The 25,841-nt window shown below is 72.1% G+C and carries 24 protein-coding genes; 6 read left to right on the top strand and 18 right to left on the bottom strand.

Annotation, left to right across the window (positions count from 1 at the left end; genetic code table 11):
- Nucleotides 1-24: 24 nt before the first annotated feature.
- From xdhB to rpmI, 11 genes are all read right to left on the bottom strand, one after another.
- Complete coding sequence (gene xdhB, locus ACFFIC_RS01465; protein ID WP_377048238.1) at nt 25-2,322, bottom strand: xanthine dehydrogenase molybdopterin binding subunit; 2,298 nt, start codon at nt 2,320-2,322, stop codon at nt 25-27.
- On the bottom strand, nt 2,322-3,692 hold the full coding sequence (locus tag ACFFIC_RS01460) for a xanthine dehydrogenase small subunit (RefSeq protein ID WP_377048237.1): 1,371 nt from the start codon (nt 3,690-3,692) through the stop codon (nt 2,322-2,324). Before ACFFIC_RS01460 ends, xdhB begins: the two co-directional genes overlap by 1 nt.
- Before the next feature lie 48 nt (nt 3,693-3,740).
- Entirely contained in the window at nt 3,741-4,103 is a 363-nt protein-coding gene (locus ACFFIC_RS01455) for a response regulator (RefSeq protein ID WP_377048236.1), read from the bottom strand.
- Between the two features lie 157 nt (nt 4,104-4,260).
- Nucleotides 4,261-5,256 carry a tripartite tricarboxylate transporter substrate binding protein BugD gene (locus tag ACFFIC_RS01450; protein WP_377048235.1) on the bottom strand — a complete coding sequence of 332 codons (996 nt, stop codon included), beginning with the start codon at nt 5,254-5,256 and terminating at the stop codon, nt 4,261-4,263.
- Nucleotides 5,257-5,344: 88 nt separating this feature from the next.
- Nucleotides 5,345-7,150, bottom strand: a complete 1,806-nt coding sequence (gene lepA / locus ACFFIC_RS01445; protein ID WP_377048233.1) for a translation elongation factor 4 — start codon at nt 7,148-7,150, stop codon at nt 5,345-5,347.
- Nucleotides 7,151-7,256: 106 nt separating this feature from the next.
- Nucleotides 7,257-8,069 (bottom strand): potassium channel family protein, encoded by an 813-nt coding sequence (locus ACFFIC_RS01440; protein WP_377048232.1) that lies wholly within the window; start codon nt 8,067-8,069, stop codon nt 7,257-7,259.
- Nucleotides 8,066-8,644, bottom strand: a complete 579-nt coding sequence (locus ACFFIC_RS01435) for a peroxidase-related enzyme (protein WP_377048231.1) — start codon at nt 8,642-8,644, stop codon at nt 8,066-8,068. The genes ACFFIC_RS01440 and ACFFIC_RS01435 overlap by 4 nt, the downstream gene beginning before the upstream one ends.
- 58 nt (nt 8,645-8,702) lie before the next feature.
- A complete protein-coding gene (locus tag ACFFIC_RS01430) occupies nt 8,703-11,201 on the bottom strand; it encodes a phenylalanine--tRNA ligase subunit beta (protein ID WP_377048230.1) in 2,499 nt (832 codons plus the stop codon).
- 17 nt (nt 11,202-11,218) lie between these two features.
- Nucleotides 11,219-12,301, bottom strand: a complete 1,083-nt coding sequence (gene pheS, locus ACFFIC_RS01425) for a phenylalanine--tRNA ligase subunit alpha (protein WP_377048229.1) — start codon at nt 12,299-12,301, stop codon at nt 11,219-11,221.
- A gap of 140 nt (nt 12,302-12,441) precedes the next feature.
- Nucleotides 12,442-12,819: a 50S ribosomal protein L20 gene (gene rplT / locus ACFFIC_RS01420; protein WP_377048228.1), complete on the bottom strand. Its 378-nt coding sequence runs from the start codon at nt 12,817-12,819 to the stop codon at nt 12,442-12,444.
- Between the two features lie 18 nt (nt 12,820-12,837).
- Nucleotides 12,838-13,044 (bottom strand): 50S ribosomal protein L35, encoded by a 207-nt coding sequence (gene rpmI / locus ACFFIC_RS01415; RefSeq protein WP_043836759.1) that lies wholly within the window; start codon nt 13,042-13,044, stop codon nt 12,838-12,840.
- 239 nt (nt 13,045-13,283) lie between these two features.
- Here rpmI and ACFFIC_RS01410 point away from each other — a divergent pair, with 239 nt between their 5' ends.
- From ACFFIC_RS01410 to ACFFIC_RS01385, 6 genes are all read left to right on the top strand, one after another.
- Nucleotides 13,284-14,021 carry a metallophosphoesterase family protein gene (locus ACFFIC_RS01410; RefSeq protein WP_377048227.1) on the top strand — a complete coding sequence of 246 codons (738 nt, stop codon included), beginning with the start codon at nt 13,284-13,286 and terminating at the stop codon, nt 14,019-14,021.
- Nucleotides 14,022-14,027: 6 nt separating this feature from the next.
- Nucleotides 14,028-15,437, top strand: a complete 1,410-nt coding sequence (locus ACFFIC_RS01405; protein ID WP_377048226.1) for a protein kinase domain-containing protein — start codon at nt 14,028-14,030, stop codon at nt 15,435-15,437.
- Nucleotides 15,438-15,459: 22 nt separating this feature from the next.
- Entirely contained in the window at nt 15,460-15,999 is a 540-nt protein-coding gene (locus ACFFIC_RS01400; RefSeq protein WP_377048225.1) for a deaminase, read from the top strand.
- A 47-nt stretch (nt 16,000-16,046) separates the two neighbouring features.
- On the top strand, nt 16,047-16,877 hold the full coding sequence (dapF, locus tag ACFFIC_RS01395) for a diaminopimelate epimerase (RefSeq protein WP_377048224.1): 831 nt from the start codon (nt 16,047-16,049) through the stop codon (nt 16,875-16,877).
- A 349-nt stretch (nt 16,878-17,226) separates the two neighbouring features.
- Nucleotides 17,227-18,252, top strand: a complete 1,026-nt coding sequence (ftsY, locus tag ACFFIC_RS01390; protein WP_377048278.1) for a signal recognition particle-docking protein FtsY — start codon at nt 17,227-17,229, stop codon at nt 18,250-18,252.
- Complete coding sequence (locus ACFFIC_RS01385) at nt 18,252-19,058, top strand: creatininase family protein (RefSeq protein WP_377048223.1); 807 nt, start codon at nt 18,252-18,254, stop codon at nt 19,056-19,058. Before ftsY ends, ACFFIC_RS01385 begins: the two co-directional genes overlap by 1 nt.
- Here the strand turns inward: ACFFIC_RS01385 and ACFFIC_RS01380 are convergent.
- The 7 genes from ACFFIC_RS01380 to ugpA form a co-directional block, all read right to left on the bottom strand.
- A complete protein-coding gene (locus ACFFIC_RS01380; protein ID WP_377048222.1) occupies nt 19,052-19,489 on the bottom strand; it encodes a hypothetical protein in 438 nt (145 codons plus the stop codon). The two genes, ACFFIC_RS01385 and ACFFIC_RS01380, sit on opposite strands and share 7 nt — an antisense overlap.
- The gene (locus tag ACFFIC_RS01375) at nt 19,486-20,058 is read right to left on the bottom strand and encodes an NUDIX domain-containing protein (protein WP_377048221.1); all 573 of its coding nucleotides are present in this window, start codon (nt 20,056-20,058) and stop codon (nt 19,486-19,488) included. Before ACFFIC_RS01375 ends, ACFFIC_RS01380 begins: the two co-directional genes overlap by 4 nt.
- 61 nt (nt 20,059-20,119) lie before the next feature.
- Complete coding sequence (locus tag ACFFIC_RS01370; protein ID WP_377048220.1) at nt 20,120-20,326, bottom strand: hypothetical protein; 207 nt, start codon at nt 20,324-20,326, stop codon at nt 20,120-20,122.
- A gap of 142 nt (nt 20,327-20,468) precedes the next feature.
- Nucleotides 20,469-22,673, bottom strand: coding sequence for a glycosyltransferase (locus ACFFIC_RS01365; protein WP_377048219.1), 2,205 nt, complete (start codon nt 22,671-22,673; stop codon nt 20,469-20,471).
- A gap of 134 nt (nt 22,674-22,807) precedes the next feature.
- Nucleotides 22,808-23,875, bottom strand: coding sequence for a sn-glycerol-3-phosphate ABC transporter ATP-binding protein UgpC (ugpC, locus tag ACFFIC_RS01360; protein WP_377048218.1), 1,068 nt, complete (start codon nt 23,873-23,875; stop codon nt 22,808-22,810).
- Nucleotides 23,876-23,879: 4 nt separating this feature from the next.
- Nucleotides 23,880-24,815: a sn-glycerol-3-phosphate ABC transporter permease UgpE gene (gene ugpE, locus ACFFIC_RS01355; protein ID WP_377048217.1), complete on the bottom strand. Its 936-nt coding sequence runs from the start codon at nt 24,813-24,815 to the stop codon at nt 23,880-23,882.
- Complete coding sequence (gene ugpA, locus ACFFIC_RS01350; RefSeq protein WP_377048216.1) at nt 24,815-25,696, bottom strand: sn-glycerol-3-phosphate ABC transporter permease UgpA; 882 nt, start codon at nt 25,694-25,696, stop codon at nt 24,815-24,817. Before ugpA ends, ugpE begins: the two co-directional genes overlap by 1 nt.
- Nucleotides 25,697-25,841 lie beyond the last annotated feature (145 nt).

Here is a 25,841-nt window from a genome sequence, read left to right as displayed (position 1 = left end):
GGCGGGCTCCGGGCACGGTATGGGTCAGGGCCGCTGCCGGCAAGTCTCCCCGCGCGCGGCCATCAGCAGGCGCTCGGGCGTCGCCGGCAGGTCCAGCCGGTCCACCCCCGCCGCGTCCCGCAGCGCGTTCCACACGGCGGTCGCCAGCATCAGCGGCGGCTCTCCCACGGCTTTGGAGCGGAACACGGTGTCGGCCCGCGCCGGCGCTCCCTCCAGCAGCCGCACGTTCATCACAGGCGGCACGTCGCGCGAGCCCGGGATCTTGTAGGTGGAGGGGCCGAGGGTGCGCAGCCGGCCCTCGCCGTCCCACCACAGCTCCTCGCAGGTCAGGTAGCCCAGGCCCTGCACGAAGGCGCCCTCGATCTGCCCGCGATCCACCGAGGGGTTCAGCGAACGCCCGCAATCCTGCACGAGATCCGCCCGGACCATCCGCTGCTCCCCCGTCAGGAGGTCCAGTTCCACCTCCGCGATGGCGGCGCCATAGGAGAAGTAGAAATAGGGTTCGCCCTTCAGCGCCGCCGGATCCCAGTGAATGCCCGGCGTCCGGTAGAACCCCGTGGAGGAAAGCGAGACGCGCGCCTGCACGCAGCGATGCGCCAGCTCTCCGAAGCCCATGCGGTGGTTGCCGGCAAAAACCTCGTCCTCCTTGAAAAGCACCTCCTCCGGCCGCACGCCCCATTCCGCCGCGGCCAGCTCGGCCATGCGCGTGCGGATGGCCGTGGCCGCGATCTGCGCCGCCCAGCCGTTGAGGTCCGACCCCGTGCTGGCCGCGGTGGGGGCGGTGTTGGGCACCTCCGCCGTGCTGGTCGCGGTGATCCGCACGCGCTCCACCGGCACGCCGAACACGCCGGCCACCACCTGGGCGATCTTGATGAACAGTCCCTGGCCCATCTCCGTGCCGCCATGGTTCAGCCGGATGGAGCCGTCCTCGTACACGTGCACCAGCGCGCCCGCCTGGTTCATGGACATCACGCCGAAGGAGATGCCGAAGGCCAGCACGAAGCTGCCGAGGCCGCGCCTCACCACCCCCTGCCGCGCGTTGAAGGCGTCCACCTCCGCCCGCCGCCGCGCCCAGTCCGCGCCGTCCCGGCACTCCGCCCAGACGCGACGGATCAGGTCGCCCTCCAGCGCCTGGCCATAGGGCGTGACGGCATCGTTCCCGCCGCCGGCCAAGTTGCGCTCGCGCACGGCCTCCTGGGTGGTGCCGAGGTGGCGGGCGATGCGGTGGGTCACATCCTCCATCAGCAGCACGCCCTGAGGCCCGCCGAAGCCGCGGAAGGCGGTGTTGCTCACCGTGTTGGTCTTGCAGGCCACCCCCGTGATCTTCACCGCCGGCACGTCCAGGCAGTTCAGCGCGTGCGTGACCGAGCGGAACACCACCCCGGCCGAAAGGTCCACGCTGTGCCCGCCATCCGCGGCCAGGGTGGCCTCCAGCGCCAGGATGCGGCCGGCCTCGTCGAAGCCTGCCTCCCAGCGGAACAGCATGGGGTGGCGCTTGCCGGTGGCGGCGATGTCCTGCTTGCGCCCCAGCCGCAGCTTCACCGGCCGTCCGGTGCGCCGCGCCGCCATGGCCGCGCAGGCCGCCACCCAGGACGCGTTGCTTTCCTTCCCCCCGAAGCCGCCGCCCAGCCGCCGCACCTGCACCGAGATCCGGTTGTGGTCGCAGCCGAGGATGCGGGCCGAGATGTGCTGCACCTCCGTCGGGTGCTGGGTGGAGGAATGGATGACGAGGTCGCCGTCCTCCCCCGGCACCGCCAGCGCGATCTGCCCCTCCAGGTAGAAGTGCTCCTGCCCGCCCGCGTGGAAGGTGCCGGACAGGCGCCGCGGCGCCCGCTCGATGGCGGCCGGCGCGTCGCCGCGCGTCATCACGGTCGGCGGCATCAGGAAGGCACCCGAATCCAGCGCCTCCGCGACCGAGAGAACGGGCCGCAACGGCTCGATCGCCGGCTTCACCGCCGCCGCGCCCGCCAGGGCGGCGTCGCGCGTCTCGGCCACCACCAAGGCCAGCGGCTGGCCCCAGTATTCGACCAGCCCCTCGGCCAGCATGTGCTCGGGGGCACGCTTGGCCTGAGCGATGTCGTTGCGGCCGGGAATGTCGGAGGGACCGAGCGCCGCCACCACGCCCGGCACCGCCATGGCGGGAGACAGGTCGATCGGCGCGAGCCGGCCATGGGCCACCGGCGAGAGGACGAGGGCGGCGTGCAGCAGGCCCGCCGGCATGGGCAGGTCGTCGGCGAAGCGGGCCTCGCCCGTGGTGTGCTTCAGGGCGCTGTCCTGGCGCAGGGCCGCGCCGGGCCCGGTGTGACGGGGCAGGGCGTCCATCACGCGGCCTCCGCCTGGCGGTGCCAGAGCCGCCGCAGCAGGTTCCCCGCGGCCAGGCGGCGGTATTCCGCACTGGCGCGGAGATCGGTGAGCGGGGCGATGGCGGCCTCCAGCGCGGAGGCGGCCTGCTCCACCGTTTCCCGCGCCCAGGGGCGGCCGGCCAGCGCCGCTTCGGCCGCGGCGCAGCGCTCCGCCCGCGGCCCGGTTCCGCCGAGCGCGATGCGAGCCGTCGAGACGCGCCCCCCCGCAACGGAGATCACCGCCGAAAGCCCCACGGTGGTGATGTCCTGGTCCGGCCGCTTGGAAAGCTTCTCCGCCGCAAACAGCGCACCGGCTGGCGGGCGGGGGATCAGCACGTCCAGGATCACCTCCCCCGGTGCCAGCGCGTTGCTGCGGTACCCCGTGAGGAAGTCCTCCACCAGCATGCCGCGCGTGCCCCCGGGCCCCGCGATGCGGAGCGATGCGCCCAGGGCCAGCAGCGGCGGCAGCGCGTCCCCGATCGGGGAGGACGTGCCGAGATTGCCGCCCAACGTGCCCATGCCGCGGATCTGGCGCGAGCCGAGCCGGCGCAGCAGCGCCGCCAGGGGCGCGTAGGCGTGGTCTGCCTCGCAGGCCGCGAGCAGGCGGCGGTAGCTCGTGGCAGCGCCCACGCGCAGGCCCTCGGCGCTCGCCTCCAGCCCGTTCAGCCCGGGCACGTCGGAGAGGCAGATCACCAGCGGCGGCGCCTCCCGCGCCTCGGAAACGCGCAGGCCGAGGTCGGTGCCGCCCGAAAGCAGCCAGGCGTCGGGGTGGGCGGCGCGCAGCGCCAGCAGCGCCTCCAGCGTCTGCGGGCGGTGGAAAACCTGCCCCGGTGCTTCCAGGCGGGTGCTGGCGAGAACGGGTGCCGCGGGCGGCGCCGCCCCGTCGTCGCGCAACCCGGCGAAAGCCTCCACGATGGGCCGGTAGCCCGTGCAGCGGCAGAGGTTGCCCGCCAGCGCGTCATGCACGTCGCCGCCCTCCCGCGCATGGGCCCAGGCCGTCATGACGATACCCGGCGTGCAGAAGCCGCACTGCGTGGCATCCGCCTCGGCCAGCGCGCGCTGGATGGGGTGGGGCGCGGCGGGGCCGCCCAGCCCCTCCACGGTGCGCACCGCCCGGCCATGCACCTGACCCAGCAGCGCCAGGCAGGCATTCACCGGCACGCGCGCCCCGTCCGCTTCCTCGATCACCACGGTGCAGGCGCCGCAGTCGCCCTCGGCGCAGCCCTCCTTGGTGCCGCACAACCCGGCGGGGCCGCGCAGCCAGTCGAGCAGCGTCATGGTGGGCGAGATCCCCGATGGCAGGATGCGGGGAGAGCCGTTCAAGGTGAAGGCGATGGGTCCGGCGGTCATGGCCGGAAGGTTAGCAAGCCCCGGGCCGCACAACAGCCCGGCGGTGCCTCACGCCACCGGCAGGCGGGCCAGGGCTGCCGTCAGGTCCTCGGGAGCATAGGGCTTGGCCAGAACGGGAATGCCCGCCAGCCGCTGCGGAAGCCCCGCCGCGCCATAGCCGGAGGCCACCACGAAAGGCACTTCGAGACGGATCAGCGCATCGGCGACGGGTTCAGAGGTCTCGCCCGCCAGATTGAGGTCGAGCACCGCAAGGTCGGGGCGGTCCCGCTCCAGCATCGCCAGGGCCTCCGCAACCGTCGCCACCGGGCCGAGCACGACGACGCCCGCATCGGCCAGCGTGTCCTCCACCAGCATGGCGACCAGTGTCTCGTCTTCCACCACCAGGACACGTCGTCCGGTCAGGCTCGCCATGCAGACTGTCTCCGTTGATCCTGGTGCGGCGTGCGATCCGCGCGCAAGGCGCGTCGCACGCGGTTGGGGGTGGCGTCCGGACGCCACCCTGTCAAGACCGGCCGGGTTTCCGCCCTACCGAGTCACGAAAGGTTCAGGGCGGCTCATCGCCGGAGGCTCAGTCGGCGTACTGCCCGGCCGCCTGGATGATCGGGCGCCACTTGGCGATATCCGCCTGCCAGTAGGCCCGGTGGGCCGCCGGCGTCGCGCGCTCCTGACTCACCGGCGTGGTGCCGAGCTCGGCGAAGCGCGCCACCAGCCGCTCCTCCCGCAGCGCCACCTGCAGCGAGCGCGAGAGCCGGTTGACGATGGCGGCATCGGTGCCGCGCGGGGCATAGAGGCCGTGCCACACGGAAACCTCGAAGCCCGGAAGCCCGGCCTCCGCGGCGGTGGGCAGGTCCGGCAGGGCGGCGTTGCGCTCGGAGGTGGTCACGGCATAGGCGCGCACGGCGCCCGAGCGGATCTGCTGGGTGGTGTTGGTGGTCTGGTCGCACATCAGGTCCACCGTGCCGCCGATCAGGTCGGTCATGGCAGGGCCGGTGCCGCGATACGGGATGGTGGTGACCTGCGCCTGCACCGCCGATTGCAGCAGCAAACCGCACAGGTGCGACGCCGCGCCCACGCCGGCATTGGCCAGGTTGATGCTCAGCTTCTGCTCGCGCATCACGCGCACCATGTCCGCGAGGTTCGCGGCCGGGAAGTCCTTCTTGGCGATGATGGTCATCGGCACCTCGGTGACGAGGCCCACCGGCTCGAAGCCGTTCACGGGGTCATAGGCCAGGCGCCGGTACAGCGACGGCGTGGTGCCCATGCCGATGTGGTGCAGCAGCAGCGTATGCCCGTCCGGCCGGGCCTGGGCGACGCGCTGCGCGCCCAGCGTGCCGCCGGCGCCACCCACGTTCTCCACCACCACGGGCTGGCCGAGGTCGCGCGCCATGACCTCCGCCACCAGCCGCGTGACCACGTCCGTCGGGCCGCCGGCCGCGAAGGGCACGATCACCGTGATGGGGCGGTTCGGGTAGGCCGGCTGGGCGGCCGCGATCCCCGGGAGGAGCGCGGGCGCGGCCAGGGCAGCGGCAAGCGCAAGGGCGCGGCGGCGCGTCATCTGGGTCATGGACGTGGCATTCCCTTTATCGTTGCGAGGTCGTGGCGCGCCGGGCGGTCGCAGAAAAGCGGCCGCCCTGTCAAGCACAGGCTGGGCTTCAGCTATCCATCTTGAGGGCGGCGATGAAGGCGCTCTGCGGGATCTCGACCTTGCCGAACTGCCGCATCCGCTTCTTGCCCTCCTTCTGCTTGTCGAGAAGCTTGCGCTTGCGGGAGATGTCGCCGCCGTAGCACTTGGCGGTCACGTCCTTGGACATGGCGCCGATCGTCTCGCGCGCAATGACCCGCCCGCCGATCGCGGCCTGGATGGGGATCTTGAAGAGCTGGCGGGGGATCAGGTCCTTCAGCTTCTCGCAGATGGACCGCCCGCGGCGCTCCGCCTGGGAACGGTGCGCCATGAAGGAGAGCGCATCCACCGGCTCGTTGTTCACGAGGATGCCGATCTTCACGAGGTCGCCCTCCTCGTATCCGTCCATCTGGTAGTCGAAGGAGGCGTAGCCGCGGGAGATCGACTTCAGGCGGTCATAGAAGTCGAACACCACCTCGTTCAGCGGCAGGCGGTAGACGGCCATGGCGCGGCTGCCGACATAGGTCAGCTCCACCTGCTGGCCGCGCCGCTCGCTGCACAGGGTGAGGATGTTGCCCAGGTACTCGTCGGGCACGAAGATCGTGGCCTTGATCCAGGGCTCCTGGATGCTCTCGATCTGCACGACATCGGGCATGTCGGCGGGATTGTGCAGCTCGCGCTCCGTCCCGTTGTTCATGCGCAGCTTGTAGACGACGCTCGGCGCCGTCGCGATCAGGTCCAGGTCGAACTCGCGCGACAGGCGCTCCTGGATGATCTCGAGGTGCAGCAGGCCGAGGAAGCCGCACCGATACCCGAAGCCCAGCGCCGCCGAGCTTTCCGCCTCGAAGTGGAAGGAGGCGTCGTTCAGCCGCAGCTTCGCCAGGCTGTCGCGCAGCTTCTCGAAGTCGTCGGCGTCCACCGGGTAAAGGCCACACCACACCACGGGGATGGAGGGCTTGAAGCCAGGCAGCGCCTCCTCCGCCGGGCGGCGGTCCTCGGTGATGGTGTCGCCCACGTTGGTGTCGGCCACGGTCTTGATGGCGGCGTTGATGTAGCCCATCTCGCCCGGCCCCAGGGACTCGACCTGCTGCATCTTCGGCCGGAACACGCCGACCTGCTCGATGACGTGGGTGGAGCCCGCGGCCATCATGCGGATCTTCTGGCCCTTGCGCAGGCGGCCTTCCTTGACCCGCACCAGGATGACGACGCCGAGATAGGGGTCGTACCAGCTGTCCACCAGCAGCGCCTTGGTCGGCGCCTCCGCGTCGCCCTTGGGCGGGGGCAGGCGGGTGACGATCGCCTCCAGCACGCCCTCGATGTTCAGCCCGGTCTTGGCGGAGATCATCACGGCATCATCCGCCGGCAGGCCGATCACGTCCTCGATCTGCTGCTTCACCCGGTCGGGCTCGGCGGCCGGCAGGTCCACCTTGTTCAGGATCGGGACGATCTCGTGCCCGGCGTCCAGCGCCTGGTACACGTTCGCCAAAGTCTGCGCCTCCACGCCCTGGGAGGCGTCCACCACCAGGAGGCTGCCCTCGCAGGCGGCGAGGCTGCGGGACACCTCATAGGCGAAGTCCACGTGGCCCGGCGTGTCCATCAGGTTCAGGACATAGTCCCGGCCATCCTGCGCACGGTAATCCAGGCGCACGGTCTGCGCCTTGATGGTGATGCCGCGCTCCTTCTCGATGTCCATGTTGTCGAGCACCTGCTCCGTCATCTCGCGGGCGGTGAGGCCCCCGGTGGTCTGGATCAGGCGGTCGGCGAGCGTGGATTTCCCGTGGTCGATATGGGCGATGATCGAGAAGTTGCGGATACGGTCGAGGGGCGTGTCGGTCATGCGGTTCCGGGCCGTGGGCGGGCAGGTCCCGGCCATTCTGGGGGCGTCTCAGCCCATCAAATAGGGCAGGGCGGCCCCGGGGCCAAGCACGATGGCAGCCGGCCCCTCAGCTCCCCTCGTCGGGGATGTTGAGGATATGCCCGCAGGCCTTGCAGTGCACCGCGTCCGGCTCGTGCCGCTGCAGCCCGCATTGGGGGCAAGGGAAGCGGACCTTGGTGGCCCGGAACAGGGACTGGGCCAGCCGGAGGAACAAAGTCACTCCGCAAAACATGATGACGACGCTGAGCAGCCGCCCCGTGCGGCCGGGCAGGGTGATGTCCCCGAAGCCCGTGGTCGTCAGGGCCGTGATGGTGAAGTAAAGGGCGTCGGCATAGTCGCCGATCTGCGGGTTGCTCCGGTACTGGGTTTCATAGACCAGGCCGGTCATGATGAAGATGAAGACCAGGAGGTCGGTCGCCGCCACGACCGAGTCTTCGTTCTGCTTGAAGGTCGGCAGGTCGCGCCGCAGCCGGTTCAGCAGCCTCGGCGAGCGGAGCAGCCGCAGGACGCGCAGCGCCCTGAGGAAGCCGGCGGCCGCGCCAAGCGAGGGGATCAGGAAGCAGACGATCGCCACCGCGTCTGCGATCGTCGCCGGGTGGGCCAGCTCCCGCCAGGGTCGTGGGCTGGCGCGCAGGCGCAGGCCGAATTCGGCCAGCAGCACCAGGCCCAGCAGCGTGTCCGCCACCTCCACCGCCGTGGTCCGCTCGATGAAGGAGGTGGCGATGATGAAGACGAGCGTGACCGCGTCGAGGGCGAGGAGCCCGTAGCGGTAGCGAACGGCGCGCGGGGTGTCGCGGAAATACAGCTCGCGGGCCAGCTGGCGGTCCGCCGGCAGGCCGGTCGCCGCACGCCCCCGGAGGCCGCCCGCGGGAACCTTCACCGGCGCCCGAGCATGTGGAATTCCACGTTCGGCCGCAGGTCCGTCGCATTGGCCAGGCGGTTGGACATGGAGAAGAAGGCGGCGATGGCCCCGATGTCCCAGGCCTCGTCCTCGGTGAAGCCGGCCTCGGCCAGGGCGGCGTGGTCCGCTTCCCCCACCAGGTGGGACTGGGTGCCGACCTTCAGCGCATAGTCCAGCATGGCCCGGTGCCGGGGCGGCAGCCCGGCCTTGCGGTAGTTGGTGGCCACGAGGTCGGCGATCAGCGGGTCCTTGGCCCGGACGCGCAGGATCGCGCCATGCGCCACCACGCAGTACTGGCAGGAATGGGCGGCGGACACCGCCACCACGATCATCTCCCGCTCCGCCGCCGTCAGGCCCTCGCGCTTCTCCATGAGGGCGTCGTGATAGGCCAGAAAGGCGCGGAACTCCTCGGGCCGCCGGGCCAGCAGCAGGAAGACGTTGGGCACGAAGCCCGCCTTCTCCTGCACGGCCAGGATGCGCTCGCAGATGTCCTCGGGCAGCGAACCCAGCTCGGGCACGGGGTAGCGGAAGGGGCGGGGGGCGTCTTGCGCCATGGCTCGGGTCCTCCTGGGCGCCGCGTGGGGCGCCCGGGAAGCCTTAGCACGGCCGCGGTCAGCCCCGCAGGGTGGCCCCGGTCGCCTTGGTCACGGCCGCGACCACCTTGGCGATCACGCCCTCGATCTCCGCATCGGTCAGCGTCCGGTCCCGCGGCTGGAGCACGGCCTCCATGGCGAGCGAGACCTTGCCCTCCGGCAGCCGGTCCCCGGCATAGCGGTCGAAGAGGGACACCTCGGCGACCAGGTGCCGGTCGGCGCCCCGCGCGGCGCGCAGCAGGTTCTCCGCCGGCACCGAGGCGTCCACCAGGAAGGCGAGGTCGCGGCGCACCGGCTGGAAGGCCGGCAGGTCCGGCGCCGCCTTCTTGCGGCGCTTCGGCTCGGGGACCGAATCGAGCAGCACCTCGAAGGCAATCGCCGGCCCGTCGATGCCCAGCGCGGAGAGAACGCGCGGGTGCAGCTCCCCGAAGCGCGCGAGCGGCAGCTTCGGCCCGCTGCGCAGCACGCCGGAGCGGCCGGGGTGGTAATGGGCGGGCGCATCGGTGGTGACGCTCAGCGCGGCCGGCGCCACGCCGAGGGCGAGCAGCACCGCCAGCGCGTCCCCCTTTGCGTCCAGCGCGTCCATGGCCCGGGAGGGATCGAGCGGGTGGCGCGCCGTGCGGCCGAGCCGCAGGCCCGCCGCCGTGGCGAGCTGCCCCTCCGGCGCAGGGGAGACGTAGGAGGCGCCGATCTCGAAGAGGGAAACGTCCGGAATGCCCCGCGCCGCGTTCCGCCCCGCCGCGAGAAGAAGACTCGCCACGGGGGTCGGCCGCATCTGGTCGAGGTCGGCCGCGATGGGGTTCTCCACCCGCAGCGATTCCGGCACCTCCCCGAACAGGGCGGCGGTGGCGCGCGCGGTGAAGCCGTAGGTCACGGCCTCCGCGAGCCCACGCGAGGCCAGCACGCGCCGGGCCAGCGCCGCGCGCGACTGGCGCGGCGTGAGCGCGGGGAGGGGCAGGGGGCTGTCCACCGGCAGGGAAACGGCGGGAATGGCGTCCAGCCCTTCCAGCCGCAGCACTTCCTCCAGCAGGTCGCACTCGGCCTCGATCTCGTCCGCGCCCTCGGCGGCGGCGGCGGCGCGGGCCGGCTCCAGCCCCGGCTCCTGCGCCAGCTCCGAGCCGCCCGCGCGATAGGCCGAGCGGGAGGAGGCCACGTCGTTCCGCCAGGAGGGAACGGCGACGGTGACGCTGCGGTCCGGCTGCCAGTCCCGGACGGCGAAGCCCAGCGCCTCCAGCGACTGGATCGCGCGCAGGGCGCCGATGGAGGACCCGCCGAGCCCCCCGATCCGCTCGAAGCGCAGCGTCGCCTCGCGCTCCCAGGCGGGCTCGGCGCCCGCCTCGGTGATGCCGCTCGCCTCGCCGCCGCAGAGGTCGATGACCATGCGCGTCGCCGCCTCCAGCATCGCGCGCTGGGCGGCGGGGTCGAGGCCGCGCTCGTTGCGGGCGCGGGCATCGCTGTGCACCTGGTGGCGCCGCCCGGTGAGGGCGATCCGCACGGGATCGAAGAGCGCGCACTCGATGAAGACCTCGCGCGTGGTCTCGTCGCAGCCCGTGGATTCGCCGCCGACGATGGCCGCGAGGCTTTCCACCCCGGCCTCGTCGGCGATCACGATGTCCTCGGGCGTCGGGCGATAGGTCTTGCCGTTCAGCGCCAGGTACTCGTCGCCCTCGCGCCCCAGCCGCATGGTCAGCGTCCGGCCCCGCACCTTCGCCACGTCGAAGACGTGCAGCGGGCGGCCGAGGTCGAAGGTGAAGAAGTTGGTGACGTCCACCAGCGCGTTGATCGGCCTGAGCCCGATCGCCGTGAGCCGGTCCTGCATCCACTGCGGGGAGGGGCCGTTCGTCACGCCCCGGACCGCGCGGCCCAGCACCTGGATGCAGGCGCGGGGATCGTCGATCACCCATTCCAGCGGCGTGGGGTAGGCGGGCGCGACCTGCTCGGGGTTCCAGGGCCTGAGCGTGCCGATCCCGGCCGCCGCCAGGTCGCGCGCGACGCCGCGCACCGCCAGCGCGTCGCCACGGTTGGGCGTCACGCTGATCTCGATCACGGGATCGCCCATCTTCGCCCACTCGGCGTAGGAGGCGCCCACGGGCGCGTCCTCCGGCAGGTCCACGATGCCGCTGTGGTCATCCCCCAGCCCCATCTCGCGGGAGGAGAGCAGCATGGCCTCGCTCTTCACGCCGCGGATCTCGCCGGCCTTCAGCGTGATGCCCGTGCCCGGCACGAAGGCGCCGGGAAGGGCGGCGACCGCCTTCATCCCCGTGCGCGCGTTCGGCGCGCCGCAGACCACGGAGCGGATGGTGCCGTCGCCGATGTCCACCTTCAGCGCGCGCAGCCGGTCGGCGTTCGGGTGCTGCACCGCCTCAACCACATAGGCGATGCGGAAGGGGGCGAGCGCCGCCGCGCGGTCCTCCACGCCCTCGACCTCGAGCCCGATGGTGTTGAGCGTTGCCAGGATGCGTTCCAGCGGCGCGTCGGTGTCGAGGTGGTCGCGCAGCCAGGAGAGGGTGAACTTCATGTCTCAGGCCGCCCCTCTCAGGATGCGTCGTGCAGGGTGAAGGGGGAGAGCGGGCTGGCCGCGTAGTGGCGCAGCCAGCGGAGATCGGCCTCGTAAAAGGGCCGGAGGTCGGGGATGCCGTGCTTGAGCATGGTGATCCGCTCGATCCCCATGCCGAAGGCGAAGCCCTGCCACACCCGCGGGTCGATGCCGGCATTGGCGAGCACCTTCGGATGGACCATGCCGGAGCCGAGGATTTCCAGCCAGTCGCCGCCCTGGCCGAGCTCCCCGGTCTTGCGGCTCCAGCCGATATCCACCTCCATCGAGGGCTCGGTGAAGGGGAAGTAGCTGGCGCGGAAGCGCACGGGCAGGTCGGCGATGCCGAAGAAGGCCCGCAGGAAATCGACCAGCGTGCCCTTCAGGTGCCCCATGTGGATGTCGCGGCCGATCACCAGCCCCTCCACCTGATGGAACATGGGCGAATGCGTCGCGTCGTGGTCCGCCCGCCAGGTGCGGCCGGGCACGATCACGCGGATCGGCGGCTCCTGCGAAAGCATGGTGCGGATCTGCACGGGGCTCGTGTGGGTGCGCAGCACCGGGCGCCGGCCGCCCTCGGGTGCCGTGAGATAGAAGGTGTCGTGGTCCTGCCGCGCCGGGTGGTGCTCGGGAATGTTGAGGGCGGAGAAGTTGTGCCAGTCGCCCTCGATGTCCGGCCCTTCCGCCACCGCGAAGCCCATGGCGCCGAAGAGGGCGATCAGCTCCTCCATGGTGCGGGAGATCGGGTGGATGCTGCCCGCCTCAGGGCTCGTGGGCGCGGCGAGGCGCGGCGGCAGGGACACGTCGAGGCGCTCCGCCGCGAGCCGCGCGTCCAGCGCGAAGGCCTCCAGCGTCACGCGGCGGTGCTCGAGCGCGCGCTCGATCTCGCCCTTCAGGACGTTCACCTCGGCGCCGCGTGCCCGGCGCTCATCCGGGGGCAGGGCGCCCAGGCCCTTGAGCAACGCCGTCACCTGCCCGCTCTTGCCCAGCGCGGCCACGCGCACGGCGTCGAGCGCCCGCAGGTCCTCCGCACCGGCCATCGCGGCCTCGATGTCGGCGCGCAGCATGTCGAGGTCGTCAGCCATTCCCGAACCTGATCCTTGTCTCGGCACGGATCGGCCGCGCCGGCGGGGGCCCCATATGCCAAGGGCCGCGCCGCCGGGGAATATCCCGGCCGGAGCGGCCCCGGCGTTCGTCGGAAGGCCCCGTGGGGCCCTCGCTTCCCTTACTCGGCGGCCTGAGCCTGAGCCGGCAGGGCGGCCTTGGCCTTCTCCACCAGAGAGGCGAAGGACGCGGGATCGTCATAGGCGATGGCGGCCATCACCTTGCGGTCCAGCTCGATCCCCGCGCCCTTCAGGCCGGCGATGAAGCGGGAATAAACGATCCCGTTCTCGCGGCAGGCGGCGTTGATGCGCTGGATCCAGAGCCCACGGAACTCGCGCTTTTTGTTGCGGCGGTCGCGGTAGGCATACTGCAGCGCCTTCTCGACGCGCTCGAGCGCGGGGCGGAAGGCGGTGGAGGACCGGCCGACATAGCCCTTGGCGAGCTTGAGGACCTTCTTGTGACGGGCGTGGGCGGTTACGCCGCGCTTAACACGAGCCATTCTTCGATCTCCTCTCGCTTACCGCGGCAGGCCGTAGGGCAGCCAGGTCATGACGGTCTTCGCGTCCTGGTCGCGCAGCACCTGGTTGCCGCGGTTCTGGCGCTTCACCTTCTGCGAGCGGGCGGAGAGGTTGTGGCGCTTCTTGCCCGGGCCGGCGAGAACCTTGCCGGTGGCCGTGATCTTGAAGCGCTTCTTGGCCGAAGACGTCGTCTTCATCTTGGGCATTTGGTCCTCCTCATGGTCGGGGGATGGACGGCCCCACCTTGCGCCGTCCCCTTGCGGGAACAGGCCGCACCATGCGGCGGGGGCCGGATCCACGGCCGGGCAGCCCAGAGAAAGCCCGGGGCGCGTGGAGCGGCGCGTATAGGGGAAGGGCTGGCCAGGGGCAAGGGCCACGGCGCCGGGCGCCTCCGGGTTGTTCCGGTCCTGGCGCCGTGGCGCGGCCCGCGCGATGATGGGCGGCGATGATCGCCATCCTCTCCGACATCCATGCCAACCGCGAGGCCCTCTCGGCCTGCCTCAACCACGCCGACACCGCCGGCGCGACGCGCTTTGTCTTCCTGGGCGACATCGTCGGCTACGGCGCCGACCCCGCCTGGTGCCTCCGCACGGTGATGGACCGCATCGCCCACGGCGCCGTCGCCATCCTGGGCAACCACGACCAGGCGGTGTTCCAGCGCGGCGCGCGCATGAACGGCCGGGCCGGTGCCGCCATGGAGTGGACCCGCAGCCAGCTCAGCCCGGATGCCGGTGAGTTCCTGAAGACGCTGCCCCTGGAATACGCCGACGAGGACCGCCTCTTCGTCCATGCCGATGCCTCCTCTCCCGGTGAATGGCGCTACGTCACCGGCCCCCTGGAAGCGCGCCGCAGCTTCGAGGGCACGCCCGCGCGCGTGACCATCTGCGGGCACGTCCACGTCCCCCGCCTCTTCGGCCTCACCGCGGCCGAGAAGTGCTCGGCCTTCATCCCGACCCCCGGCATGCCCGTGCCCCTCTCCCGGCCGCGCCGGTGGCTGGCGGTCGTCGGCGCCGTCGGCCAGCCGCGGGACGGCAACCCCGCCGCCGGTTACGCGCTGCTGGACCCGGAGACCACGGAGATGCGCTGGATGCGCGTGCCCTACGACGTGGAGGCCGCGGCCGCGAAGATCCGCCGCGCCGGGCTGCCCGAAAGCCTCGCCACGCGCCTTTTCACGGGAAGCTGAGCCCCGGTGCCCCTCCGCCGCCCCCGTTCCGGCGACACCGTCGACGGCTTCGCCCTGGGCCGCGCCCTGCACGAGGGCGGGATGTCCTCCATCTTCGAGGTGACCCACCCCGAGCATCCCTTTCCCCTCCTGATGAAGCTCCCCCACCTCGAGGGAGGGGACGCCGCGCAGATCGTTTCCTTCGAGATGGAGCAGATGATCCTGCCCCGCCTCACCGGCCCGCACGTCCCGCGCTTCGTCGCGGCGGCCGGCTTCGACGTGCAGCCCTACCTCGCGATGGAGCGCATTCCCGGCCCCTCGCTCCTTCTCCGCCTGCGCGAACTGCCGCTGCCCGTGCAGGAGGTGGCGACGATCGGGGCGAAGGTCGCCGTGGCGCTCGCCGCGCTGCACCGCCAGCGCGTTTCCCACCTGGACGTGAAGCCCGCGAACATCCTGTTCCGCCCCACGCCGGACGGTCTGCGTGGCGACGCCGTGCTGGTGGATTTCGGCCTGTCCCACCACGGCCGCCTGCCGGACCTGATCGAGGAGGAGTTCCGCATTCCCTACGGCACGGCGCCCTACATGGCGCCCGAGCAGGCGCTCGGCCAGCGCAGCGAGCCGCGCAGCGATCTCTTCGCGCTGGGCGTGCTGCTCTACCAGTTCACCACGGGCCAGTTGCCCTTCGGCGACCCGCAGCACCTCAGCGCGGTGCGCAAGCGCCTGTGGCGCGACCCCGTGCCGCCCCGCCGCCTCCGCCCGGACTGCCCGCCCTGGCTGCAGGAGGTGATCCTCCGCTGCCTGGAGGTGGACCCGGCCCGACGCCAGCCCAGCGCCGCCCAACTCGCCTTCGACCTCCGCAACCCCGAGGCCGTGCGGCTGACGCCCCGCGCGGAGAAGCGGCGGCGCGACGGGTGGCTGAAGGTCCTGGAGCGCCGCGTCAACACCGACCGCTCGCCGCGCCAGGGCCGCGCCGCCGCCACGGCCCATGCCGCGCCGATCGTGGCGGTGGCGGTGGACCTCCGCGAGCAGACCCTCCCGCTGGCGGAAGCGCTCCGCGCCAGCGTCGGCAACGTGCTGCACACCCTGCCGGGTGCCCGGGTCGCTTGCCTGAACGTCCTGCTCGACCGCTACGTCGCCGGGGACTCCCCGCATGACCAGAAGGGGCGTTCCACCCGCGTCCAGCGCCTGGTGGAGCTCCGGCACTGGGCCGAGCCGCTGGGAATCGAGGAAGGGCGCATCACCTTCCACATCCTGGAGGGTTCCAGCGCGGCAGCCCCCCTGCTGGAATACGCCGAGGCGAACGGGGTGGACCACATCGTGATGGGCGCGCGGGCGAACTCGATGCTGCGGACCGTGCTCGGCTCCGTTTCCGGCGAGGTGGCGGCCCGGGCGCCGTGCAGCGTGACCGTGGTGCGCGCGCGCGAGGTGGCCCCGTGATGCGTGGCATGAGGAAGACGGCATGACGCAGGACGCCGTGACGGGCCTGACCCGATGGGACGGGCGCTACCTGGGCCTGGCCGCGCATATCCGGCAATGGTCCAAGGACCCGCGCGGCCGGGTGGGCGCGGTGATGGTCGCGCCCGAGCTGAACCGCATCGTCGCCACCGGCTTCAACGGCTTCCCCTCCCGCGTGGAGGACGACGTGGACCGGCTCTCGGACAAGCCCACCAAGCTCGAGATGATGGTCCATGCCGAGCAGTCCGCTCTTCTGTTCGCGGGGCGGGAGGCGCGGGGCTGCACGCTCTACGTCGTGGGCAAGCCGGTCTGCAACCACTGCGCCGTGCTCTCCATCCAGGCGGGCATCCGCCGCGTGGTGGCGGCCGCGCCGCGCAACGGCACCCGCTCCGAATGGGACCGCCGCGGGCACATCTCCGCGCGCCTCTTCGTCGAGGCCGGGCTGCGCTTCGACGCCGTTCCGGGCGACGTCCTGGCGGAGCTGATGCCGGGCGAGGCAGGCGCCGCGGCGACGCTGGACCCGACGCCGACCCCGGCGGGCTAGCGGCCCCGCTTCCGGCGGGGCCCGCGCGCGCCTATATCGGCACCGCGATGATCATTCCCTTCCGCAAGATGCACGGCCTCGGCAACGATTTCGTCGTGCTGGACGCCCGTGGCGCCGCCCTGCCCATCAGCCCCGCCCGCGCCGCCGCCATCGCGGACCGCCGCACCGGGATCGGCTGCGACCAGTTCATCGTGATGGAGCCGGGCGGTGCGGGCGCCGACCTCTTCATGCGCATCCGCAACCCCGACGGCAGCGAGGCCGGGGCCTGCGGCAACGCCACCCGCTGCGTCGCCTCCCTGGCCATGGACGAGAGCGGGCTGGACGGCGCGACCGTCCGCACCGTCGCGGGCGACCTTCCCTCGGAGCGCCTGCCCGATGGTACCGTTCGCGTGGACATGGGTGCCCCCGCGCTCGGCTGGCAGGCCGTGCCGCTCGCGCGCGAGGCGGACACGCTGCACCTGCCCCTGGCCGCCGCGGGCGTTTCCGACCCGGCCGCCTGCTCCATGGGCAACCCCCACGCCACCTTCTTCGTGCCCGACCTCGCCGCGCTGGACATCGCGCGGATCGGCCCGCTGCTGGAGCACGATCCGCTGTTCCCCGATCGGGCCAATATCGGCTTCGTCCAGGTCCTGGCGCCCGACCATCTCCGGCTGGTGGTCTGGGAACGCGGGGCGGGGCTGACGCTCGCCTGCGGTTCCGGTGCCTGCGCGGCGCTGGTGAACGCGGCCCGCCGCGGCCTCTCGGCGCGCGAGGCCACCGTGTCGCTGCCCGGCGGCGACCTGCGCATCGCCTGGCGGGATGACGGCCATGTGCTGATGGCCGGCGCCGTCGCCACGGCGTTCACGGGCATGGTCGACCTGGACGCCTTCCCGGCGTGAGGAACCCGGCCAAGGAGGAGACCGCATGGCGCTGAAGGATCTTTGGGGCCGGTTCGTCAACCTGGTCACCGAACCGGAGCGGCCCCCGCCTGCCGTGGAGCCGGACGCGCCGGCCATCCCGCCTCCGGCGGAGGAGCCGCCGGAGCCCGTCCGGGAACCCGACCCGCCGGACCAGGTGCCCGAGCCCGACCCGTCCGTGGGCGACCCGCCGGCCTCGCCCCCGCCCATCCAGGCCGCGCTGCCCGGCCATGTCCTTCCCCCGGTGCCGGGCACGCCGGGCTTCACCCCGCCCGGCCCCGCGCCGCTGCCGGCCGAGGAGGGCGACTTTCCGCGCGCTCCGCGGCCTGCCATGCCCGGGATCCCCGAGGAACCCGAGATCGGGGTGCCCGCGGTGGAGGAGGAGGCCGACGACCTCGCCTCTCCCGCCGACCTGCCGGATGAGGCCGCGGCTCCCTCGGGCGGCTTCTTCGCGCGCCTCAAGGCCGGCCTGTCCCGCTCCACCGCGCGCCTCACCGAGAACCTGACGGGCCTTTTCCGCAAGCGCCGTCTGGACGATGCCGCGCTGGAGGAGCTGGAGGAAACCCTCATCTCCGCCGATCTCGGCCTGCCCGCCGCCCAGCGCATCGTGGCCGGCTTCCGCCGGACCCGCTTCGGCAAGGAGGTGGGCGAGGACGAGGTGAAGGCCGCCCTGGCCGAGGAGATCGCTGCCATCCTGGCGCCCGTCGCCGAGCCCTTCCGGCCCGACTGGAACAGGCGCCCCTATGTTGTCCTGGTGGTCGGCGTGAACGGCACGGGCAAGACCACCACCATCGCCAAGCTGGCCCAGAACTTCCGCGCGGACGGCCGCCGCGTGATGATGGCCGCGGGCGACACCTTCCGTGCCGCGGCCGTGGAGCAGCTCCAGATCTGGGGCGAACGGACCGGCAGCACCGTCGTCGCGCCCGCGAAGGAAGGCGCCGATGCCGCCGGCCTGGCCCATGACTCCCTGCAGCGCGCGCGCGCCGAGGGGGCGGACATCCTGCTGATCGACACCGCCGGGCGCCTGCACAACAAGGCCGGGCTGATGGAGGAGCTGCGCAAGATCGTCCGCGTGCTGCGCAAGCTGGACGCGGAGGTGCCCCATGCCGTGCTGCTGGTGCTGGATGCCACCACGGGCCAGAATGCCGTGCAGCAGTGCAAGGTGTTCCGCGAGATGGTGGATGTGACGGGGCTGGTGGTGACCAAGCTCGACGGATCGGCGAAGGGTGGCGTGGTGGTGGCTCTGGCCGAGGAATTCGGCCTGCCCGTCCATGCCGTGGGCGTGGGCGAAACCGCCGCCGACCTCCGCCCCTTCGAGGCGCGCGACTACGCCCGCTCCCTGGTGGGCCTGTCCTGATGCCCGAGGTGCGCTGGGAGCGCCTGACCGCGCCCGAGATCAACGAATGGGCCGCGCGCGACGCCGTGGTCATGCTGCCCGTCGCCGCGCTGGAGCAGCACGGCCCGCACCTGCCGGTCTGGACCGACAGCCTGATCGGCCACGCCGCCTGCATCCGCGCCGCCGAGCTGGTGGCGGAGGACGCGCCGACCCTGGTGCTGCCGCCGATGTGGCAGGGCATCAGCGAGCACCACCTGCCCTTCGGCGGGACCATCAGCCTCGACTTCCGCACCATGCAGGCGGTGATCGCCTGCGTGGCGCGGTCCATCCGGGCCTGCGGCTTCCGCAAGCTGTTCCTGTCCAACTCGCATGGCGGCAACATCGAGCCCCTGCAGGTGATCGCGCGCGAGCTGGGCGCGGAGATGGGCATGCCCGTGGTCGCCGCCACCGTGCACCAGGCGGCCGCCGCGGCCATCGCGGGCATCCTCGAAACGCAGTCCGCCACGCAGCATGCCTGCGAGGCCGAAACCAGCCTCTGGCTCGCCCTCGATCCCGACCAGGTGCGGCGGGACAAGGTGGAGGGGGCGCTCTCCAACGGCGGCCCCTCCGTCGGCGGCAGCGCCTTCCAGCGCTTCTGGTCCTTCGCCGAGCGCGCCCCGGGCACGGGCGTGCGCGGCGATCCGCGCGCCGCGACGGCCGAGAAGGGCGAGCGCATCCTGGACGCCATCGCCGAGGCCCTGGCGCGCGGCCTGCGCGACCCCGCGCTCTGGGCGACGCCGGACGATGTCTGGACCCCCGGGCGCGCGCAGCGGCCCGCCGCTCAGTAGGAGAAGGGGATCTCCAGCCGCGCACCGGCGGCGGGATCGCGGTAGAGGCGGTCCTGGCGCTCGGTGTAGCTGCTGTTGCCCCCGGACTGGCGGCGGCTGTCCGGCAGGCTGCGCGGCTCGATCAGGTCCGGCCGCAGGCGGGTCACCTGCCGCTCAGCCGGGGGCCGCGGCCCCTCGATCGAGCGGTTCGGCATGGGCGCGATCTCCGCCTGCGGAACGGGCGGAGGCGCGGGTGGCGGTGCCTCGGCCACGGGCGGGGCGGGCTGGCGGCGAACCGCGCGGCGGCGGGGCGGGCGCCGGCGTGCCGGCTGGGTGCCGGCAGACGGCATGGCCCGCGCCGGTGCCTCCCCAGCCTGCGCCAGAAGGAGGGGGGACGCCTCGGCGGGGGCGGCGCCGAACAGGAAGGCGGACAGGGCGAGGCCGACGATCATCCGGCACCTCCGACCATGGCGGCCCCGGGCAGCGGGCGTGTTCCGCGCGCGTCCTCGGCCGGGTTGAACACTGGAGGCCCGGGATGCCCGGCGCCCTCATGCCAAGACTGCAACGCCCAGCGAACGGTGGGGAAGGCGATTTCCGCCCAGGGAATCTCGTTCCAGGAAAAAACCTGCACATCGAGGCTTTCCGGTCCCGGTGAGAAGCCCGGCTCCGCCAGATGGGCGCGGAACATGACCTGCACCTGCCCCAGGCGGGCGATGGAGTAGATGGCGAGCACGCCTTCCAGCGCAATGCGCGCCTGAGCTTCCTCCCACGCCTCGCGCCGGGCGCCTTCCTCCACCGTCTCGTGCATCTCGAGATAGCCGGCCGGCAGGGTCCAGAAGCCCGAGCGCGGCTCGATCGCGCGGCGGCAAAGCAGCACGCCACCATCGACGGCGACCACGGAGCCTACCACGACCTTGGGGTTCTCATAGGCAACGAAGCCGCAGTCGCGGCAGGTCAGGCGCTCGCGATCGTCGCCATCATGCCTGATCTTCTCGAACTGTCCGGCCATGCGGGGAAACATGACGTCCGCCCCCGGGTGCCACAACCCCTTTCCATCCGATCGAACAGGCCGGGACGGCCGTTCAGACGCGGAGGTCGAGCAGCGAGCCGCGCGGCAGCGGGGTGGTGGGCTTGGGCGGCACTGCCTCGAGCAGTCGCTGGGCGGGCGCCGCCTGCGCGGCACCTTCGGTGCTGCGGGCCGCATTCGCGCGCACCGGGCGGACATCCCCGACTCCAGCGGCTCGCGACACGTCCTGCGTGAAGGCGGCCAGGGAATTGGTGCTGATCATGCGAAGGATCGTGCCCGAAAGGCGTAAATCCCGGGTTAAGCGGCGCGGGGGCAACGAAGCACGGGGGGCGATGCGCATGCCGCAGTTTCGCCTGGCCCCCCGTTAACACTCCAGCAACTTCCGGCTGTATTCCGCCCGCCGTTCAGTCCACCCGCACGGGCGGCAGCCTCTGCCGCTCCAGAAATTCGAGGCGGGCGAGAAGGTCGTCTTCCCGGCAGATCGTCAGGGCGCGCAACCCCGTGCCCACCGGTGCCTCCAGCTCCAGTTCGAGCCGGCGCGCCCCTTCCGCCAGCACCACGGGAAGGGCGGTGGCGAAGTCGCCTTCCGGCGGGCTGGCGAGGGTTCCGCTCCCCCCCGCCGCCGAGTCCACCCGCAGCGCGAAGGCGACCGGCGTGCCTCCGCTGCCGCGCAACTCCAGCTGCAAGCGCATGGGTCCGGAGACGCCCGGCGGCAGCGGCAGGCGCAGGCGCGCGACCGGCCTCGCCATGGGGGTGCCCCAATCCTCCGGCATGCCCCAGCCCGCCCCGTCACGGATGACTTCGGACAAGGCCATGGTCATGTCCGGCCGCGTCGAATCGGTCCGGCGGAAGGGGATGCGGAGGCCGGGCGGCAGCGCGATCCGCTCACCCGGCGGCGGCACCGCGGCGGTGGCGAACTCCTCCAGCCGCTCCACGACCTCGGCCAGCAGGTCGTCCCAGCTGCGGGGCGCACCCAGCACCGACACGGCGCGCTCGGCCTCCGCGAGGGCACCGGGCTCGAACAGCAGCCGCTCCACCGCAGCCGCCATGCTGTGGTCGCTCTGCGGCTCCACGAAGACCGCGGCGCCCGCCCCCGATTCCACCAGGGCCGAATGGCGCGGCACCACCGGCACCTTGCCCCAGGCCACGCTCTCCGTGACGGGAAGCCCCCAGCCCTCGTGGTGCGAGTTGTAGAGCGTGAACAGGCAGTCCCTGTACAACGCGGCCAGCGCGCCGTCGGAGATGCCGTGCAGCAGCACCACCTGGCGCGACAGCTCCGGGCTTCCCGCCAGCAGGTTCATCGCGGCCTCCGCGTGCCAGCCGGCGGCGCCGACGCAGACCAGCCGCGGAATGCGCGCCGCGCCGTGCCGCCGCAACAGGGCGAGCCAGGCGCGGAACACCGTCAGGTGGTCCTTGCGGCTCTCGATCGTCGCCACGAACAGAACATAGGGCTCCGGCGGCCTCGGTGCGCGCGTTCCCTCCAGCGCGGCCGGATCGGGCTGCATGGAACCGCGCGGGTCGGCGTCCAGCCGCACCACCGCCATGGGCAGGTTCAGCCCGGGCAGCAGTTCATCGAGGAACCTCCGCCCGTCGGCACGCGTCGCCTCCGAGTTGCACAGGATGCCATGGGCGTGCACCCCCATGGCCGCGAACCAACGGGCATAGTCCTGAACCAGCACCCGGACGCAGTGCTCGGGCATGACCAGCGGCACGCAGTCGTGCAGGAACGGGACATAGCGCACCCCGCGCGCCCGCTGCGCCGCGCGCAGGGCGCGGACATAGCCGGGGATGCCCCAGGAATTGCCGAGGTTCACGAGCATCTCGCCCTCGGTGAAGGCGTGGGGCGCGACGCCGGGGGCCGTGACCGGCACGGCGTCGCGGGCGGCGATCCAGTCGGGATCGGCCTGATCCGCGCCGGCGGCCGCCACGTCCAGCAGGCGCGAAAGGTCCTCGGCCGGCACCGCGCGCCAGCCGCCACGGCCCTGCTCGAAGGCAAGGAAGCGCGGATCCTCCCCGCCGCGCCGCGGGGCACCGGATCGCAGGGCGGCCGAGAGGGCACTGGCCTGAACGCGCTGGATGCCCGTCAGGGTCCGGCGACCCTGGAAATGGATCAGGAGGTCGCTGACGTCGAAGGCGATCGCACCGAGCGGCGGCCCGGGCATCGCGGCCGGGGCCGCCGGCGCGCTGGCCGCCTCGGCCAGCGGCGCCGGTGGCATTTCCCCGGCAGGGGGATCGTCGCCCGGATGGTCCGCGGCCGCCGTTTCCGCGCCGGGGCCGGGCGGTTCCGGTGGGCCGGCCCCGCCGGCGCTCATCTGGTCCAGCGCGTGCCGCGCCTCCTCGCCGGCCGGCGCGCCGGGCCCTGCCGCAAGCGCCAGCCCATAGGCCCGCCGCGCCTCCTCGGGCCGCCCGAGCAGCCGCAGCGCGTGGCCGCGGTGCAGCTCGGCCGAGGGCTCCCCCGGTGCCGCCGCGACGGCCGCCGTATAGGCCGCGAGCGCCGCGCCCGTCCGGCGCGCGGCCCGCAGCGCATGACCCTGAAGAAGAAGGTCCTCCCAACCGGAGGGCGAGAGGGCGGCCGCCTCGCCGTAGAGCCGGGCCGCCTCCTCGGGCATGCCCCCCCGCCACGCCCGGGCGGCCTCCTCCCTCAAGGAGCCGGGGGAGGGGGTCGTGTCATGCCGGTCGTCCATCCCGGCAATGGGTAGCGGGCGCGCGGCGCATCCGGAAGGGGTTCCGCAACCCTGTCCCCTCAGGGATCGAGGCGGCGGCCGCTGTCGGCGTCGAACACGTGCAGCTGCGCGGGCGGCAGGCGCACGGGAAGCCGGTCGCCCGTGAAGGCGCCGGGCATGCGGGCCGTGACCGCCATGCCGCCGGGCGCGCGCCCATGCACAACCGTCTCCGAACCGAGGGGCTCGATCAGCTCCACCGACAGCTGGATGGAACCGGGGCCGTCGCCGGGCTCCACATGCTCCGGCCGCAGCCCGAGGGTGATCGGCATGCCCGCCGTCCCCTTGCGAGGACCATCCGCGAAGGGGATCAGCGTGCCGTCCGCGAGGCGGGCGGACCCGTTGCCCTGGTCGAGCGAGGCCGGGATGAAGTTCATGGAGGGGCTGCCGATGAAGCCCGCCACATAGATGTCGGCGGGGCGGGAGAAGATCTCCATCGGTGGTGCCACCTGCGCCGGCCGGCCCGCGTTCATCACCACCAGCCGGTCGCCCAGCGTCATCGCCTCCACCTGGTCATGCGTCACGAACAGCGACGTGACGCCCAGGCGGCGCTGCAGGCGGCGGATCTCGGCGCGCATCTGCACCCGCAGCTTGGCGTCGAGGTTGGAGAGCGGCTCGTCGAACAGGAACAGCGCGGGCTCGCGCACGATCGCCCGGCCCATCGCCACGCGCTGGCGCTGCCCGCCCGAAAGCTGCTTCGGCTTTCTCTCCAGCAACGGCCCGATCCCCAGGATCTCGGCCGCGGCGGCCACCCTGCGCTGGATCTCCGCCTTGGCCATGCCGCGGATCTTCAGGCCATAGGCCATGTTCCCGAACACCGTCATGTGCGGGTAGAGCGCATAGTTCTGGAACACCATGGCGATGTCGCGGTCGGCCGGCTCCAGCCCCGTCACGTCGCGCCCGTTGATGACCACCTGTCCGGAGGTCGGCGTCTCCAGCCCCGCCACGATGCGCAGCAGGGTGGACTTGCCGCAGCCGGAGGCGCCGACGATCACGACCAGCTCGCCGTCGGCCACCTCCAGGTCGATGCCATGCAGCACGGATGTGGCGGCAAAGGACTTCTTGACGTCGCGGAGGGACAGGGTGGCCATCGGGTTATTTCTCGGTCTCGGTCAGGCCGCGCACGAACCAGCGCTGCATCAGCGCCACCACGAGCACGGGGGGCAGCAGGGCCAGCACGGCGGTCGCCATGATGGTGTTCCATTCGTTCTGCGAGTCGCCGCGCCCGATCATCTTGGAAAGGCCCACCACGATCGTCTCCATGGAGCGGTCGTTGATGATCAGCAGCGGCCAGAGATACTGGTTCCAGCCGTAGATGAAGAGGATGACGAAGAGCGCCGCGATGTTGGTCAGCGACAACGGAAGCACGACATCCTTCAGGAAGCGCAGCGGCCCGGCGCCGTCGATCTTGGCGGCCTCCACGAACTCGTCGGGAATGGTGAGAAAGAACTGGCGGAACAGCAGCGTCGCCGTGGCCGAGGCAATCAGGGGGATCACCAGCCCCGGCCAGGTGTTGCCGAGGTTGAGGTCCACGATCACCTGGAAGGTCGGGATGATCCGCACCTCCACCGGCAGCATCAGCGTGATGAAGATCGCCCAGAAGGCCAGCACCCGCCCGGGGAAGGCGAAGAACACCACGGCGTAGGCGGACAGGATGGAGATGGCGATCTTTCCGATCGCGATGGCCACCGCCATGATCAGGCTGTTGCGCAGCATGACCGAGGCAGGTGTCGTGTGGGTGCGCCCGCCGCCCTCGTTCCAGGCGGTGGCGTAGTTCTCGGCGGCGTGGATGCCGGGCAGGAGCGGCACGTCGCCCCGCCCGATGGTGTTGGCATCATGCGTGGAGCCGACCAGGGTCATCCAGATCGGGAAGGCGACGATCAGCACGCCCAGCAGCAGCGCCCCATGGGCGATAAGGCGCGAGACGACCCGCCGCCGCCGCGTCGCGCGCAGCAGCGCGTCGTTGCGGATCGGCTCGGCCAGCGGCGCCGCCGGGGGGATCGCCGGGGCAGGGGCGGCGGTGCCCTCCATCAGTAGTGCACCTTCTTCTCGACGGCGCGGAACTGCACCGCCGTCAGCGCGATCACCAGAACCATCAGGATGACGCTCTGCGCCGAGGACAGGCCGAGGTTCAGGTTCTGCACCCCGTCCACATAGACCTTGTAGATCAGCGTCTCCGTCGCCTGCCCCGGCCCGCCGCTGGTGAGGGCGTGGATGATGCCGAAGGTCTCGAAGAAGGCGTAGGTCAGGTTCACCACCAGCAGGAAGAAGGTGGTGGGCGAGAGCAGGGGGAAGATGATCGACCAGAAGCGGCGGGTAGGCCGGGCCCCGTCGATCGCGGCCGCCTCCAGCACGCTGGCCGGTATGGATTGCAGGCCGGCCAGGAAGAAGATGAAGTTGTAGGCGACCTGCTTCCAGGCCGCCGCGATCACGATCAGGATCATCGCGTCACGCCCGTTCAGCCGGTAGTCCCAGCCGATGCCGACAGCGTTCAGCCATCGCCCGATCAGCCCCACCTGCGGCTGGAACAGGAACAGCCACAGCACCGCCGCCACCGCTGGCGCCACCGCATAGGGCCAGATCAGCAGGCTCCGGTAGATCGTCACCCCCCGCAGCGACTTGTCGGCCTGCACCGCCAGGAAAAGCGCGAGGCCCAGTGCGAGGCCGGCCACGCAGCCGGAGAAGACCAGGCTGTTCAGGGCGGCGTTCAGCCAGTTGGGGTCGGACAGCACATCCTGGAAATTTTCCAGCCCCACGAATTCGGAGGAAAGCCCGAAGGCATCCTCGCGCAGCAGGGACTGGTAGATCGCCCGCCCCGCCGGCCAGAAGAAGAACATGACCGTGATGGCAAGCTGCGGCGCCAGCAGGGCCAGGGGAAGCAGCCTGCCCTGGAAGATCACCTTTCTCTGCATCGCGCCCTTTCTCGCGCCATCCGGCGCGGGCTTGTCGGCTGTCGCGGCCGGTGGAGGTGGCCGATGGGGCGGCCAGCCGGAAAGCTCGGACGAGCCCTTCCCGCATCGCGTGTTCCCTCCCCGTCGCGCCTGGACGGGGGCTAGA

Origin of the sequence: Muricoccus vinaceus (genome assembly GCF_042433125.1) — a bacterium.
Lineage (GTDB): Bacteria > Pseudomonadota > Alphaproteobacteria > Acetobacterales > Acetobacteraceae > Roseomonas > Roseomonas vinacea.
This window is presented reverse-complemented; position numbering and strand designations above follow the sequence as displayed.